The organism is Pseudomonas sp. JAI111 (assembly GCF_024809425.1).
Classification (GTDB): domain Bacteria; phylum Pseudomonadota; class Gammaproteobacteria; order Pseudomonadales; family Pseudomonadaceae; genus Aquipseudomonas.
The window spans coordinates 699090-713454 of sequence record NZ_JANUCB010000001.1; the positions used below are offsets into that span (position 1 = coordinate 699090).

Below are 14365 nucleotides of genomic sequence, written 5' to 3' on the forward strand. Positions count from 1 at the left end.
TCGCCCTTAGATTACGAACAGATCGACAAAGCGATTCACCGGCATTGCTTCAAGCGTTTGCTGATCCTTGCACAAGGCCAGGATCTCGGCGCTGCGCTGGCCGGTGAACCGCGTCGCCAGGTTCGCCCTGAACTTGTCTTCCAGCAATGGAATACCTTCGGCGCGGCGACGGCGATGACCGATCGGGTACTCGACCACCACGTTCTCGGTGCTTGAGCCGTCCTTGAAGAACACCTGAATCGCGTTGGCGATGGAGCGCTTGTCGGCTTCCAGATATTCGCGGGTGAAGCGCGGGTCTTCGACGATGACCATTTTCTCGCGCAGCACATCGATGATCGGGTGCGCGGTGTGGAAGTCATCTTCGTACTGTTCGGCCACCAGATTACCGAAGGCCAACGGCACGGCGGTCATGTATTGCAGGCAGTGGTCGCGGTCCGCCGCATTCGCCAATGGACCGACCTTGGAAATGATGCGGATCGCCGACTCGTGGGTGGTGATGACGATTTTGTCGATTTCATGCAGACGATTTCTAACCTGTGGATGCAAGGTCACTGCCGCTTCGCACGCCGTTTGCGCATGGAATTCAGCCGGAAAACTGATCTTGAACAACACGTTTTCCATCACGTAGCTGCCGTACGGGCGGGAGAAGCTGAACGCGCGTTTGTCCTCGGGCTTGAGCGCCAGATCGTTGTTGGTGTGGCTGAACAGCACGTCGTAGAAGCCCCACTGCCTGGCGGTCAGCACACCGGGGATACCCATTTCACCGCGCATGGCAATGTCCGCCAGACGCACGCCACGGCTGGAAGCATCGCCTGCGGCCCAGGACTTGCGCGACCCGGCATTCGGCGCATGGCGATAAGTTCGTAGCGCCTGGCCATCGGCAAAGGCGTGGGACAGCGCCGACAGCAATTGCTCGCGATTGGCGCCCATGAGTTTGGCGGTGACCGCCGTCGAGGCGACTTTCACCAGCAACACGTGATCAAGGCCTACACGATTGAAGGAATTTTCCAGGGCAATCACGCCTTGAATCTCGTGGGCCATGATCATCGCTTCGAGCACTGCACGCATCGTCAGCGGCGCATCGCCATTGGCCAGGCGTTTTTGCGACAGGTGATCCGCCACCGCGAGAATGCCACCAAGATTATCGGACGGATGGCCCCACTCGGCGGCGAGCCATGTGTCGTTGTAGTCGAGCCAACGGACGATGCAGCCGATGTCCCACGCAGCTTTGACAGGATCGAGACGGAAACTGGTGCCAGGAACCCGGGCGCCGAACGGAACGACGGTGCCTTCGACGATCGGGCCCAGGTGCTTGGTGCATTCGGGAAAACGCAGGGCCAGCAGGCCACAGCCGAGGGTGTCCATCAGGCAGTTGCGGGCGGTGTTCAGGGCTTCGCTGGATTCGATGTTGTAGCTGAGGACGTAGTCCGCGATGTCCTGCAGGACGCTGTCGTAGTCGGGGCGGTTGTTCAGGTCGACGTTGGCGCTCATGTTCGATTCACTCGGTTAGTGCTTCGTTAATGGGACCTCGGTTCAGGGCAATCTCTGTCAGCTACTACTTTCTTATTTGGAATACGATCCACTGTGGGAGCGAGCCTGCTCGCGATGGCGGTGTGTCAGGCACCATCGATGTTGAATGTTATGGCCTCATCGCGAGCAAGCCCGCTCCCACAGGTTTTTTTGTTTATCTCAGGTTCCGGATCAGAAAGAATCACCCGGCACACGGACAAACCCTTCCATCAACACCCGCGCACTGCGGCTCATGATGGCTTTGTTCACGGTCCATTCGCCGTTCACCTGGCTGGCCTCGGCGCCGACGCGCAACGTGCCGGACGGATGCCCGAAGCGCACCGCGTTGCGTTCGATGCCGCCCGCCGCGAGGTTCACCAAGGTGCCGGGAATCGCTGCCGCCGTGCCGATGGCCACCGCAGCGGTGCCCATCATTGCGTGGTGCAATTTGCCCATCGACAGCGCGCGCACCAGCAGGTCGACATCTCCCGCCGCAATTGCCTTGCCACTCGACGATACGTAATCCGCAGGCTTGGCCACAAAGGCGACCTTGGGTGTGTGCTGACGCTTGGCCGCTTCGTCCAGGTCCTTGATCAGACCCATGCGCAACGCGCCATAAGCGCGAATGGTCTCGAACATCGCCAAGGCTTTCGGATCGCTGTTGATCGCGCCCTGCAACTCGGTGCCCTTGTAACCGATGTCTTCGGCATTAACGAAAATCGTCGGAATGCCGGCGTTGATCATGGTCGCCTTGAAGGTCCCGACGCCGGGCACTTCCAGGTCATCCACCAGGTTGCCGGTGGGGAACATCGAACCACCGCCGCCCTCTTCTTCCGCCGCAGGGTCCATGAATTCGACTTGCACTTCGGCGGCCGGAAAGGTCACGCCGTCGAGTTCGAAATCGCCGGTTTCCTGCACTTCACCGTTGGTGATTGGCACGTGGGCAATGATGGTCTTGCCGATGTTGGCTTGCCACACGCGCACCACGGCAATGCCGTTGTGTGGAATGCGACTGGCGTCCACCAGACCGTTGCTGATGGCGAACGAACCGACGGCCGCCGACAGGTTGCCGCAGTTGCCGCTCCAGTCGACGAAAGGTTTATCAATAGAGACCTGACCGAACAGGTAATCAACGTCATGATCGGCCTTGATGCTTTTCGACAGGATCACGGTTTTGCTGGTGCTGGACGTCGCGCCGCCCATGCCGTCGATTTGCTTGTCGTACGGGTCGGGGCTGCCGATCACGCGCAACAGCAGCGCATCGCGGACCGGGCCGGGAATCTGTGCTGCTTCGGGCAGGTCTTTGAGGCTGAAAAACACGCCTTTGCTGGTGCCGCCACGCATGTAGGTGGCGGGGATTTTGATCTGGGGTGCGTGAGCCATTTGTGCTCCTTCAAAGCGGGCAAGAGAGGTGTAATCCCCTGCCCGCACAGCCTGTTTTAGACGGCGACCGCCGATTCTTCGAGGAAGTCCTGGGCAAAGCGTTGCAACACGCCGCCGGCCTCATAGATCGACACTTCTTCGGCGGTATCGAGGCGGCAAGTCACCGGCACATCAACGCGCTCACCGTTCTTGCGATGGATCACCAGCGTCAGGTCGGCGCGCGGTGTGCGTTCACCGATCACGTCGTAGGTTTCGCTGCCGTCGATGGCCAGGGTGTGACGGTCGGTGCCCGGTTTGAACTCCAGCGGCAACACGCCCATGCCCACCAGGTTGGTGCGGTGAATGCGCTCGAAACCTTCAGCGGCAATCGCCTCCACGCCGGCCAGGCGTACGCCCTTGGCCGCCCAGTCGCGGGACGAGCCCTGACCGTAATCGGCGCCGGCAATGATGATCAGCGGCTGCTTGCGTTCCATGTAGGTTTCGATGGCTTCCCACATGCGCATCACTTGGCCTTCCGGCTCGACGCGAGCCAGCGAACCTTGTTTGACCTTGCCGTTTTCCTTGACCATTTCGTTGAACAGTTTCGGGTTGGCGAAGGTGGCGCGCTGCGCGGTCAAATGGTCACCGCGGTGGGTCGCGTAAGAGTTGAAGTCCTCTTCCGGCAGGCCCATTTTCGCCAGGTATTCACCGGCGGCGCTGTCGAGCATGATCGCGTTCGACGGCGACAGGTGATCGGTGGTGATGTTGTCCGGCAGCACCGCCAGCGGGCGCATGCCCTTGAGCGGACGCGCCCCGGCCAGCGCACCTTCCCAATACGGCGGACGGCGGATGTAGGTGCTCATCTCGCGCCACTCATACAACGGCGTCACTTTCGGGCCGGTGTCTTCGTGGATGGCGAACATCGGAATGTAGACCTGGCGGAACTGCTCCGGCTTGACCGAGGCTTTTACCACTGCGTCGATTTCTTCGTCGCTTGGCCAGATGTCTTTCAGACGGATTTCCTTGCCGTTGGCGTCCAGGCCCAGCACGTCTTTTTCGATGTCAAAGCGGATGGTCCCGGCGATGGCGTAAGCGACCACCAGCGGCGGCGACGCGAGGAATGCGTTTTTGGCGTACGGGTGAATCCGCCCGTCGAAGTTGCGGTTACCGGACAGCACAGCCGTGGCGTACAGATCGCGGTCGATGATTTCTTGCTGGATCACCGGGTCCAGCGCACCGGACATGCCGTTGCAAGTGGTGCAGGCGAAAGCCACGACGCCGAAGCCCAATTGCTCGAGTTCAGTGGTCAGGCCGGCTTCGTCGAGGTACAGCGCGACGGTTTTCGAGCCCGGTGCCAGGGACGATTTGACCCACGGCTTGCGGGTCAGCCCGAGCTTGTTGGCATTGCGCGCCAGCAGGCCGGCGGCGATCACGTTGCGCGGGTTGCTGGTGTTGGTGCAACTGGTGATGGCAGCGATGATTACCGCGCCGTCCGGCATCTGGCCCGGCACGTCTTCCCACTGGCCGGAAATGCCTTTGGCGGCCAGATCCGAAACCGCAACACGAGCGTGCGGGTTGCTCGGGCCGGCCATGTTGCGCACTACCGAGGACAGGTCGAAGGTCAGGCCGCGCTCGTATTGCGCGCCTTTCAGGCTGTCGGCCCACAGGCCGGTGGTCTTGGCGTAATTCTCGACCAACTGCACCTGCTCGTCTTCACGGCCGGTGAGTTTGAGGTAGTCGATGGTCTGCTGGTCGATGTAGAACATTGCCGCGGTGGCGCCGTATTCCGGGGCCATGTTGGAAATGGTCGCGCGGTCGCCGAGGGTCAGCGCAGACGCGCCTTCGCCGAAGAACTCCAGCCATGCACCGACGACTTTCTGCTGCCGCAGGAATTCGGTCAGCGCCAGCACCATGTCGGTGGCGGTGATGCCCGGTTGCAGCTTGCCGGTCAGTTCGACGCCGACGCTTTCCGGCAGACGCATCCACGAGGCGCGGCCGAGCATCACGCTTTCCGCTTCCAGACCACCGACGCCGATGGCAATCACGCCCAGCGCATCGACATGCGGGGTGTGGCTGTCAGTGCCGACGCAGGTGTCGGGGAATGCGACGCCATCACGCACCTGGATCACCGGGGACATTTTCTCCAGGTTGATCTGGTGCATGATCCCGTTGCCTGGCGGAATCACGTCAACGTTCTTGAACGCCTTCTTGGTCCAGTTGATGAAGTGGAAACGGTCTTCGTTGCGACGGTCTTCGATGGCGCGGTTCTTTTCGAACGCTTCCGGATCGAAGCCACCGCGCTCGACGGCCAGGGAGTGGTCGACGATCAGTTGCGTCGGCACTACCGGGTTCACTTGCGCCGGATCACCACCTTGCAGGGCAATGGCGTCACGCAGACCGGCGAGGTCGACCAGCGCGGTCTGGCCGAGAATGTCGTGGCAAACCACGCGCGCCGGGAACCACGGGAAGTCGAGGTCGCGTTTGCGCTCGATGAATTGCTTCAGGGATTCGGTGAGCGTGGCCGGGTCGCAGCGACGCACCAGGTTTTCCGCCAGCACGCGGGAGGTGTACGGCAGAGTGTCGTAGGCGCCGGGCTGGATGGCTTCGACAGCCGCACGGACGTCGAAGTAATCCAGATGGCTGCCGGGCAGCGGTTTACGGAATTCAGTGTTCATCGTCAGGACTCGGTCACGGTGATTACAGAAGGTGGGCGTCTGGCACTAGCCCTGAAGTGAACTCGGTCAAATGTGGGAGCGGGCTTGCTCGCGAAAGCGGTGTATCAGTCGACATCCCTGTTGAATGTCAGTCCGTCTTCGCGAGCAAGCCCGCTCCCACAATGGTCCCTGTTCATTCAGCAACCAGTGTGGGAGCCCCCACCATTCAGCGTTGTTCGATTGGCACGAACTTGCGCTGTTCGACGCCAACGTACTCGGCGCTCGGGCGGATGATGCGGTTGTTGGCACGTTGTTCGAACACATGCGCCGCCCAGCCGGTCAGGCGCGAGCAGACGAAAATCGGCGTGAACAACTTGGTCGGAATGCCCATGAAGTGGTACGTCGACGCATGGTAGAAGTCAGCGTTCGGGAACAGTTTTTTCTGCTCCCACATGGTCTTGTCGATGGCTTCGGAGACGGGGAACAACACGGTGTCGCCCACTTCTTCAGCGAGTTTTTTCGACCAGCCCTTGATCACCTCGTTGCGCGGATCGTTGTCCTTATAGATCGCGTGGCCGAAGCCCATGATCTTGTCTTTGCGCTCGAGCATGCCGAGGGTGCCTTTGATCGCCTCTTCCGGCGACTTGAAGCGCTCGATCATTTCCATTGCCGCTTCGTTGGCGCCGCCGTGCAGCGGACCGCGCAGCGAACCGATGGCGGCGGTGATGCAAGAGAACATGTCCGACAGGGTCGAAGCACACACCCGCGCGGTGAAGGTCGAGGCGTTGAATTCGTGTTCCGCGTAGAGGATCAGCGAAACGTTCATCACCTTCACGTGCAACTCGCTCGGCTTCTTGTCGTGCAGCAAGTGCAGGAAGTGGCCGCCGATGGATTGTTCGTCGCTCACGCAGCTGATGCGCTTGCCGTCGTGGCTGAAGCGATACCAGTAGCACATGATCGCCGGGAACGCGGCCAGCAGGCGGTCGGTCACGTCGTGCTGCTCGGAGAAGTCTTTCTCCGGCTCGATGTTGCCCAGGAACGAGCAACCGGTGCGCATCACGTCCATCGGGTGGGCGTCGGCAGGGATGCGCTCCAGCACTTCCTTGAGCGCTTGCGGCAGGTCGCGCAGCTTGCCCAGTTTGTTGATATAGGCGGTGAGTTGCGCTTTAGTCGGCAGTTCGCCGTACAGCAGCAGGTAGGCCACTTCTTCGAATTGCGCGTCAGCCGCCAGTTCGCGAACGTCGTAACCGCGATAGGTCAGGCCTGCGCCCGACTGGCCCACGGTGGACAGGGCGGTTTGCCCGGCAACCTGGCCACGGAGCCCGGCGCCACTGAGTACTTTTGCTTCGGCCATTGCTGTCTCCAGTTTTTGAATTTGTTAGGGAATCGGCAAGTTGTTGAGTGGTGCCTTACTTCTTCGCCGCAAACAACGCATCGAGCTTCTGCTCGAAGGTGTGATAGTCGATGCGATCGTAAAGCTCCATGCGAGTCTGCATGGTGTCGATGACGTTCTGTTGCGTGCCGTCGCGGCGGATCGCGGTGTAGACGTTTTCCGCGGCTTTGTTCATCGCACGGAAGGCCGACAGCGGGTACAGCACCAGCGACACGTCGGCAGCGGCGAGTTGCTCGGTGGTGTACAGCGGCGTCGCGCCGAATTCGGTGATGTTGGCCAGGATCGGCGCTTTCACGCGGCTGGCGAACAGCTTGTACATGTCCAGCTCGGTGATGGCTTCCGGGAAGATCATGTCGGCGCCGGCCTCGATGCACGCGGCGGCGCGATCCAGGGCGGACTCCAGGCCTTCGACCGCCAGGGCGTCGGTGCGGGCCATGATCACGAAGCTGTCATCGGTACGCGCATCGACGGCCGCCTTGATGCGGTCGACCATTTCCTGCAGCGACACGATTTCTTTATTGGGACGGTGACCGCAGCGCTTGGCGCCCACCTGGTCTTCGATGTGAATCGCCGCCGCGCCGAACTTGATCATCGACTTGACGGTGCGCGCAACGTTGAACGCCGAGGAACCGAAGCCGGTGTCCACATCCACCAGCAGCGGCAGGTCGCAGACGTCGGTGATGCGACGCACGTCGGTCAGCACATCATCCAGGCCGGTGATGCCCAGGTCCGGCACGCCGAGGGAGCCGGCAGCCACCCCGCCACCCGACAGGTAAATCGCCTTGAAACCGGCGCGCTTGGCCAGCAGTGCGTGGTTGGCGTTGATCGCGCCGACCACTTGCAGCGGATGTTCGCTGGCGACCGCATCGCGGAAACGCTGGCCTGGAGTGCTCTTGTTGGAACTCATGACTCACCTCGTTCTGTGGCTGTCTGGTGCGCGCCGTCCTGGTAATGACGGGCGATATTGCGTTTGGAGGCGCCGATGTGACGGCGCATCAACAACTCGGCCAGCTCACCGTCACGGTCGGCGATGGCGTCGAGAATTCGATGGTGCTCGGCAAAGGCCTGATGCGGGCGATTGGGCGTGGTGGAAAACTGGATGCGGTACATGCGCACCAGTTGATAAAGCTCGCCGCAGAGCATTTGCGTCAGGGTGCGGTTGCCGCTGCCCTGAATGATCCGGTAATGGAAGTCGAAGTCGCCCTCCTGCTGGTAATAGCCTCGCCCCGCCTGAAACGCCTCATCGCGCTCGTGGGTTTCGAGGACCCGGCGCAGCTCGTCGATTTCTTCGAGGGTCATGCGCTCGGCCGCAAGGCGACAGGCCATGCCTTCGAGGGATTCGCGAATTTCGTACAGCTCCAGCAGCTCGGCATGGCTCAGCGAAACCACCCGCGCCCCGACATGCGGCACCCGCACCAGCAGGCGCTGGCCTTCGAGACGGTGAATCGCCTCGCGCAGCGGTCCACGGCTGATGCCATAAGTACGCGCCAGTTCCGGCTCGGAGATCTTGCTGCCCGGGGCAATCTCGCCTTTGACGATAGCCGCCTGAATGCGGCGAAAGACGTTTTCGGAAAGCGTCTCCGAATCGTCTTGGGCAATGACCGGGGGATCGAGTTGATCCAGCATATTGTCGACACCTTGAAAGCTAGTGCCGCAAAAACTAGCGAAAACAGGCGTCACAGTCAAAGGATAAATAGATATTGTCGACAATCGTCTAATAACCGACTGCACCATAACGAAGCAGCACCACTGTTTATAGCCGTCCGCCAGCGCTGGCGCCATAAAACGACCGTGCTAGAATGCCGGCCGCATTTGTCGGTGACATCTGCACTGCTTGTCATAAATAGCTGATAGGCATACGAGGGAGCTTGCGCAGCAATGCCAGGGCCTTGATCGATACACGGACCGCTGCGCACCAGGATTTATGAGACTCAAGCCCTTCCCGACATTCCTTTATCTTCTTTGCCTGCCCGGTTTCGCCGCGGCGGGGGAAAAGACCGTGTACGGTCTCAATGAGTACGCATCTCTCGATGGCATCGACCTGGAAGTCGCCGCCAAACTCGACACCGGGGCGAAAACCGCGTCCCTGAGTGCCCGCGATATCAAACGTTTCAAGCGTAACGGCGAATCCTGGGTGCGTTTCTACCTGGCCATCGACGCCGCCCATTCGCACCCGATCGAACGGCCATTGGCCCGGGTCAGCAAAATCAAGCGCCGCGCCGGCGACTACGACCCGGAAGAAGGCAAGAAGTACACGGCCCGTCCGGTGATCGAGCTGGATATCTGCATGGGTTCGGCTTTGCGCAGCATCGAAGTGAACTTGACCGACAGAAGCGCCTTCCAATACCCGCTCCTGATCGGCTCCGAAGCACTCAAGCGCTTCGATGCGCTGGTCGACCCCAGTCTTAAATACGCTGCTGGCAAACCCGCCTGCGCCACCGACGCACATACCGCAGAGTAATTCCAATGCGCTCTCTTACCCTCCATCTGAAATTGCTGATCGCCATCCTGGTGGTCCTGGGCATTTCAGTTACGGCCTATCAGATCTTCGTGCTCGGCATTCCCGTGACCGAAGACGCCACGGACGACTTGTGGAACATCGACGCCAAGGTCGAGTTCGTCGCCAGTGCCAAAGACCCGGTCAAGATCCAGATGTTCGTGCCACCGCTGAGCCGTGATTACGTCAGCCTCAATGAGAGCTTCATTTCCAATAACTACGGCGTGGCCGTAAACCGTGTCGATGGCAACCGCAAGGTCACCTGGTCGGCGCGTCGGGCCAAGGGCAACCAGACCCTGTATTACCGGCTGGTGTTGACCAAGCGCTACACCGGCGAAAAAGCAAAAGTCAAAGGTCCGACCTTCCGCGACAGCATTGCCGTCGAAGGCGCGGAAAAAGTCGCCGCCGAAGCCCTGCTCGCACCAATCCGCCAACATTCGGCTGACGTCGAAACCTTCGTTGGCGAAGCGATCAAGCGTGTCAACAATCTCAGCGACGACAACGTCAAGCTGCTGCTGGGCGGCGATACGTCCACCCCCAACAAAGCCAAAATCGTCGAGCTGGTACTGTCCATCGCCCACGTGCCGGTGGAAAAGGTCCACACCATCCGCCTGGTGGCCGATCAGCCGCAAGTGCCTGAACTCTGGCTGCGCAGCTTCAACGGCACCGACTGGCTGTACTTCAACCCGGAAACCGGCGAACAAGGCCTGCCGACCGACCGCCTGCTGTGGTGGACCGGCGACGAAAACCTGATCACCGTCGATGGCGGCAAAAAAGCCAACGTGACGTTCAGCCTGAACAACAGCGAAATGAACGCGATTCGCCTGGCCAAGCTGACCGACGAAAACACCGACGCCAACTTCCTCGAATACTCGCTGTACGGGCTGCCGCTGCAAACCCAGCAGACCTTCATGATCATGGTGATGATCCCGATTGGCGTGCTGGTGATCCTGATCCTGCGCAACCTGATCGGCCTGCAGACCCTCGGCACGTTCACCCCGGTGCTGATCGCCCTCGCCTTCCGCGAAACCCAGCTCGGCTTCGGTATCGTGTTGTTTACCGTGATCACGGCGCTGGGCCTGTCGCTGCGCTCCTACCTTGAACACCTGAAGTTGCAAATGCTGCCCCGGCTCTCGGTGGTGCTGACGTTCGTGGTCGTACTGATCGCGGCGATCAGCCTGTTCAGCCACAAACTCGGGCTGGAACGCGGGCTGTCGGTGGCGTTGTTCCCGATGGTGATTCTGACCATGACCATCGAACGCCTGTCGATCACCTGGGAAGAGCGCGGTTCCGGGCACGCCATGAAAGTGGCCATCGGCACGCTGTTCGCCGCGTCCCTGGCTCACTTGATCATGAGCGTGCCGGAGCTGATCTACTTCGTGTTCACCTTCCCGGCCGTGTTGCTGATCCTGGTGGGCTTCATGCTGGCAATGGGTCGCTATCGCGGCTACCGCCTGACCGAACTGGTGCGTTTCAAGGCTTTCCTGAAGAAGGCTGACGCCTGATGTTCGGCTTCTGGAAGACCTGGAAGGCCCTGGAAGCCCAGGGCATCATGGGCATCAATCGGCGCAACGCGGACTACGTGCTCAAGTACAACAAGCGCAGCCTGTACCCGATCGTCGATGACAAGATCATCACCAAGGAACGCGCAATCGCCGCCGGCATTCATGTGCCCGAGCTGTACGGCATCATCTCCACCGAAAAGGAGATCGATAACCTCGACGCGATCATCGGCGGGCGCAACGACTTCGTGATCAAGCCGGCCCAGGGCGCTGGCGGTGACGGCATCATTGTGATTGCCGACCGCTTCGAGGGCCGTTATCGCACGGTGTCCGGCAAGATCCTCAGCCATGAGGAACTCGAGCACCATGTCTCGAGCATCCTCACCGGTTTGTATTCCCTGGGCGGTCACCGCGACCGTGCGCTGATCGAATACCGGGTGATCCCCGACCAGATCTTCAAAAGCATCAGCTACGAAGGCGTGCCGGACATCCGCATCATCGTGCTGATGGGCTACCCGGTGATGGCGATGCTGCGCTTGCCGACGCGCCAGTCCGGCGGCAAGGCCAACCTGCACCAGGGTGCAATCGGCGTTGGCGTCGACCTCGCGACCGGACAGACCTTGCGCGGCACCTGGCTGAACAACATCATCACCAAACACCCGGACACCACCAACGCGGTGGATGGCGTGCAACTGCCCTATTGGGACGGTTTCATGAAACTCGCCGCCGGCTGCTATGAACTGTGCGGACTGGGTTACATCGGCGTCGACATGGTGCTCGATCAGGAAAAAGGCCCGCTGATCCTGGAGCTCAATGCCCGGCCTGGCCTGAACATTCAGATTGCCAATGATTGCGGCCTGACATTGCGCACCCATGCGGTGGAAGCGCGGCTCGAAGAATTGAAGGCCCGCGGGATGACCGAGACAGTGCGCGAGCGAGTAGAGTTTGTGCAGGAGATGTTCGGGCATATTCCGGCGGTTGAGGGTTGATCCCCTCACACTGATCGTTCCCACGCTCTGCGTGGTAACGCCGCCACGGACGCTCTGCGTCCGCCTGTGACGCGGAGCGTCACGGGATGCATTCCCACGCAGAGCGTGGGAACGATCAATCCCCTCTAGGAGCAATTCCTGCAGAGGACTACAATCGCCACCCCGCCTCGATGGCTGATCTGCCCCGCCCATGCTGACCTGTTCCGTACATCCGCTGCCTTATCGTGCCAACCCCGCCGAGTACTTCGCGGCGATTCGTCATGCTCCCGGCGCCGTGCTGCTCGACAGCGGCCGGCCCACTGCTGATCGTGGGCGATATGACCTGCTCAGCGCGTGGCCGCTGGAGCAACTGGCGGTGCTGCCCTCTGAGCAAGGCAGCGCGTTCCTGCAACGTCTTCGCGACAAGCTGACACAACTGGGCGAAGCGGACGTCCCGTTTGACCTGCCCTTCGCGGGCGGCCTGATCGGCTATTTGAGCTACGATTTCGGCCGGCATCTGGAGCATTTGCCGAGTCAGGCGCAGGACGACCTGCAATTGCCCGACGCGCGGTTCGGCCTGTACGACTGGGCACTGATCAGCGATCACCAGTTGAGCACCAGTCAGTTGGTGTTCCACCCCTCGCTGATCGACAGCGAACGTCAGCGCCTGATCACGTTGTTCAGCCAGCCTGCGGTTACGGTGGTCGAGCCTTTCAAGTTGAAAGCCCCGATGCAAGCCGACCTGAGTGCGGACGAGTATCGAAGCGCGCTGGAGCGCATTCAGCATTACATCCAGGCCGGCGACTGCTATCAGGTCAACTTCGCCCAGCGCTTTCGGGCTCAGTGCCACGGTGATCCATGGGCCGCGTATGTCGCGCTGCGGGCGGCGTGCCCGACACCGTTTTCGGGCTTCCAGAGCCTGCCCGATGGCGGCGCGGTGTTGAGCCTGTCGCCGGAGCGCTTCGTTAAAGTCAGCGAACGCCACGTCGAAACCCGCCCGATCAAAGGCACTCGGCCCCGCGGACTGACTGCAGCCGAAGACGCGGCGAACGCCGCCGAACTGCTGGCCAGTCCCAAGGATCGCGCGGAAAACCTGATGATCGTCGACCTGCTGCGCAACGATCTGGGCCGTACCTGCCGCATCGGCTCGGTGCGGGTGCCGGAGTTGTTCAGCCTGGAAAGCTATCCGAACGTGCATCACCTGGTGAGCAGCGTAACCGGCGAACTGGCGGAGGACCGCGACGCGCTGGACCTGATTGCCGGCAGTTTCCCGGGCGGCTCGATTACCGGCGCGCCGAAGATTCGCGCCATGCAGATTATTGATGAGCTGGAGCCGACCCGACGCGGGTTGTACTGCGGTTCGTTGTTGTATCTGGACGTGCGTGGCGAGATGGACAGCTCCATCGCGATTCGCAGTTTGTTGGTCAAGGATGGGCAGGTGTGCTGCTGGGGCGGTGGCGGGATCGTCGCGGATTCGCAGTGGCAGGCCGAGTATCAGGAATCGATTACCAAGGTGAAAGTCCTGCTCGACACCCTGCAAAACCTTTGATTCCGGGCTTGATCGTTCCCACGCTCTGCGTGGGAATGCAGCCCGGGACGCTCCGCGTCCCAGAGCGGACGCAGAGCGTCCATTGAAGCATTCCCACGCAGACGCGTTCGACGCCTCGACGTGGGAACGATCAGCGGCGTCTTCTAAGACGACTACAAGGTCAGCGCGCGGTTGGAAGCCTTGATGAACTCCTGCTTCAAATCCGCAAAGGTGTGCACCGCCGGGAACTGCGGAAACTCGCGAATCACGTTGTCCGGCGCATGAAACAGAATCCCCGCATCCGCCTCACCGAGCATCGTGATGTCGTTGTAGGAGTCTCCCGCTGCAATCACGCGGTAGTAGAGGCTCTTGAACGACAGGACCGACTGGCGCTTGGGATCTTTCTGACGCAGCTGATAGCTTGTCACCCGCCCCGAATCATCGGTAATCAGGCGATGGCACAGTAACGTCGGGAACCCCAGTTGACGCATCAGCGGCTGGGAGAACTCGTAGAACGTGTCCGACAGAATCACCACCTGAAACCGCTCACGCAGCCAGTTGACGAACTCGATGGCGCCGTCCAGCGGCTTGAGCGTGGCGATCACGTCCTGAATGTCGGTGAGTTTCAAGCCGTGCTCATCGAGAATCCGCAGGCGCTGCTTCATCAACACGTCATAGTCGGGAATGTCCCGGGTGGTGGCCCTGAGGGATTCGATTCCGGTTTTTTCGGCAAAGGCGATCCAGATTTCCGGGACCAGCACACCTTCAAGATCCAGACAGGCAATTTCCACAAGACACTCCCATTTGTATTGATTATTGAGTCGAGCGAGCAAAAGGACTGCCGAACTCTAGCGACTCAAGCAAGCGCGCGCAACGCAGAGGGCGCGCCAGCGGTTGCAGGATTTTGTTACCATCGCATCCATATAGAGCGCCCAGCGCCACCGACCTGTAG

11 protein-coding genes are annotated in these 14365 nt (G+C 60.8%); 4 read left to right on the forward strand and 7 right to left on the reverse strand.

Annotated features, from left to right (window positions below; all coding sequences use genetic code 11):
• Positions 1-6 precede the first annotated feature (6 nt).
• From prpD to HNR03_RS03325, 6 genes are all read right to left on the reverse strand, one after another.
• Positions 7-1491 (reverse strand): 2-methylcitrate dehydratase, encoded by a 1485-nt coding sequence (prpD, locus tag HNR03_RS03300; protein ID WP_259150828.1) that lies wholly within the window; start codon positions 1489-1491, stop codon positions 7-9.
• Between the two features lie 210 nt (positions 1492-1701).
• On the reverse strand, positions 1702-2892 hold the full coding sequence (gene prpF, locus HNR03_RS03305) for a 2-methylaconitate cis-trans isomerase PrpF (protein ID WP_259150830.1): 1191 nt from the start codon (positions 2890-2892) through the stop codon (positions 1702-1704).
• Between the two features lie 56 nt (positions 2893-2948).
• On the reverse strand, positions 2949-5546 hold the full coding sequence (gene acnD, locus HNR03_RS03310) for a Fe/S-dependent 2-methylisocitrate dehydratase AcnD (protein ID WP_259150831.1): 2598 nt from the start codon (positions 5544-5546) through the stop codon (positions 2949-2951).
• Between the two features lie 205 nt (positions 5547-5751).
• Positions 5752-6879 (reverse strand): 2-methylcitrate synthase, encoded by a 1128-nt coding sequence (prpC, locus tag HNR03_RS03315; RefSeq protein WP_259150832.1) that lies wholly within the window; start codon positions 6877-6879, stop codon positions 5752-5754.
• 55 nt (positions 6880-6934) lie between these two features.
• Positions 6935-7825, reverse strand: coding sequence for a methylisocitrate lyase (gene prpB / locus HNR03_RS03320; RefSeq protein WP_008146328.1), 891 nt, complete (start codon positions 7823-7825; stop codon positions 6935-6937).
• A complete protein-coding gene (locus tag HNR03_RS03325) occupies positions 7822-8541 on the reverse strand; it encodes a GntR family transcriptional regulator (protein ID WP_197678949.1) in 720 nt (239 codons plus the stop codon). Before HNR03_RS03325 ends, prpB begins: the two co-directional genes overlap by 4 nt.
• Before the next feature lie 301 nt (positions 8542-8842).
• Here HNR03_RS03325 and HNR03_RS03330 point away from each other — a divergent pair, with 301 nt between their 5' ends.
• The 4 genes from HNR03_RS03330 (at position 8843) to pabB (ending at position 13434) form a co-directional block, all read left to right on the forward strand.
• Positions 8843-9379, forward strand: coding sequence for an ATP-dependent zinc protease (locus tag HNR03_RS03330; protein ID WP_046047911.1), 537 nt, complete (start codon positions 8843-8845; stop codon positions 9377-9379).
• Positions 9380-9384: 5 nt separating this feature from the next.
• Complete coding sequence (locus tag HNR03_RS03335; protein WP_259150841.1) at positions 9385-10920, forward strand: inactive transglutaminase family protein; 1536 nt, start codon at positions 9385-9387, stop codon at positions 10918-10920.
• A complete protein-coding gene (locus tag HNR03_RS03340) occupies positions 10920-11906 on the forward strand; it encodes an alpha-L-glutamate ligase-like protein (protein ID WP_259150844.1) in 987 nt (328 codons plus the stop codon). The genes HNR03_RS03335 and HNR03_RS03340 overlap by 1 nt, the downstream gene beginning before the upstream one ends.
• 190 nt (positions 11907-12096) lie before the next feature.
• Positions 12097-13434 (forward strand): aminodeoxychorismate synthase component I, encoded by a 1338-nt coding sequence (pabB, locus tag HNR03_RS03345; protein ID WP_259150845.1) that lies wholly within the window; start codon positions 12097-12099, stop codon positions 13432-13434.
• Between the two features lie 152 nt (positions 13435-13586).
• Here the strand turns inward: pabB and thrH are convergent, their stop codons facing one another.
• Positions 13587-14204, reverse strand: a complete 618-nt coding sequence (thrH, locus tag HNR03_RS03350) for a bifunctional phosphoserine phosphatase/homoserine phosphotransferase ThrH (RefSeq protein WP_259150847.1) — start codon at positions 14202-14204, stop codon at positions 13587-13589.
• Between the last annotated feature and the right edge of the window lie 161 nt (positions 14205-14365).

What these genes read in the sequence shown, in the direction of transcription:
- prpD (WP_259150828.1), bottom strand. Translation starts at nt 1,491, where the DNA reads ATGAGCGCCAACGTCGACCTGAACAACCGCCCCGACTACGACAGCGTC.
- prpF (WP_259150830.1), bottom strand. Translation starts at nt 2,892, where the DNA reads ATGGCTCACGCACCCCAGATCAAAATCCCCGCCACCTACATGCGTGGC.
- acnD (WP_259150831.1), bottom strand. Translation starts at nt 5,546, where the DNA reads ATGAACACTGAATTCCGTAAACCGCTGCCCGGCAGCCATCTGGATTAC.
- prpC (WP_259150832.1), bottom strand. Translation starts at nt 6,879, where the DNA reads ATGGCCGAAGCAAAAGTACTCAGTGGCGCCGGGCTCCGTGGCCAGGTT.
- prpB (WP_008146328.1), bottom strand. Translation starts at nt 7,825, where the DNA reads ATGAGTTCCAACAAGAGCACTCCAGGCCAGCGTTTCCGCGATGCGGTC.
- HNR03_RS03330 (WP_046047911.1), top strand. Translation starts at nt 8,843, where the DNA reads ATGAGACTCAAGCCCTTCCCGACATTCCTTTATCTTCTTTGCCTGCCC.
- HNR03_RS03335 (WP_259150841.1), top strand. Translation starts at nt 9,385, where the DNA reads ATGCGCTCTCTTACCCTCCATCTGAAATTGCTGATCGCCATCCTGGTG.
- HNR03_RS03340 (WP_259150844.1), top strand. Translation starts at nt 10,920, where the DNA reads ATGTTCGGCTTCTGGAAGACCTGGAAGGCCCTGGAAGCCCAGGGCATC.
- pabB (WP_259150845.1), top strand. Translation starts at nt 12,097, where the DNA reads ATGCTGACCTGTTCCGTACATCCGCTGCCTTATCGTGCCAACCCCGCC.